Raw genomic sequence first — 1103 nt, 5'->3', positions numbered from 1 at the left:
GTAAGCGGTGTTCTCAGCCCACGGCTGTCCAGGGCATGAGCTCCCTGACGCCATTGGCAGGGTGACCGTTGGCGAGCTTGGTTAGCGTTTCTGCCAGCCAGGCATGCGGGTTGATACCGCTAAGCTTGCAGTTCTCGATGAGCGTGGCGATCACCGCCCAGTTGTCGCCGCCTTCGTCTGATCCTGCGAAGAGGGCATTCTTTCGGCCCAGCGCCAATGGCGGGATCGATCGCTCAACGGTATTGTTGTCGAGATCGATACGGCCGTCGTCGAGGAAGCGCACGAGGCCGTCCCAACGGGTGAGCGAGTAGCGGATCGCCTCGCCGAGCTTGCTCTTGGCGCTGACCTGGCGGCTCCGGGCCTCGAGATACTGGCGAAGATCGTCGACGATGGCGCGGCTGCGATCGTGACGAACGGCGCTCCGCTCCTTGGCCGGTAATCCCCGTATCTCATCTTCGATGGCGTAGAGCGCGGCGATGCGGTGCAGGATCTCGGTGGCCACCGGGGAACTGTCAGCTAGCTCGTAGAACTTACGGCGAGCGTGTGCCCAACAGAAGGCCAGGCTCACCTGGCTTCGGCGCCGGGCAAGTGCGGCATAGCCGCCGTAGCCATCGACCTGCAGGATACCGGCAAAATCGCCTAGATGGGCATCGGGCCGCTCCGCCTTGCGATCCGCGGCATATACATAGGCGACCATTTGCGGGCTCTCTCCGCCGCACGGTCGGTCGTCGCGGGCATAAGCCCATATCTGGCCGGTCTTGGTTCGCCCACGCCCCGGATCGAGCACCGGCGCCGTCGTCTCGTCGGCGAAGAGGCGTTCGGATCGTCGGAGCCGTTCGAGCACATGATCGCGCAACGGGCGAAGATACCAGGCCGCTCTTCCGACCCAGTCGGCCAGCGTCGATCGGTCGAGTACAATGCCCTGCCGAGCGTAGATCTGGGCCTGTCGATATAAGGGCAGGTGATCGGCGTACTTGGACACCAGAACCTGGGCGATCAGCGCTTCGGTCGGAATGCCGCCCTCTACGATCCTGGCTGGCGCCGGAGCCTGCACGACCGCACTCTCACACGAACGGCAGCCGTAGCGCGGCCGGCGGGTGACC

Annotated in this window: 1 protein-coding gene; it reads right to left on the bottom strand. The window is 64.6% G+C overall.

Features of this window, described 5'->3' with window-relative positions; genetic code table 11:
- Positions 1-13 precede the first annotated feature (13 nt).
- Positions 14-1103 (bottom strand): IS66 family transposase (gene tnpC, locus WG908_RS16460; protein ID WP_340187589.1); only part of this gene is annotated, 1090 nt, incomplete at its 5' end.

The sequence above is a fragment of the Sphingobium anseongense genome (genome assembly GCF_037725245.1).
In the GTDB taxonomy this organism is placed as follows: Bacteria; Pseudomonadota; Alphaproteobacteria; order Sphingomonadales; family Sphingomonadaceae; genus Sphingobium.
This window is presented reverse-complemented; position numbering and strand designations above follow the sequence as displayed.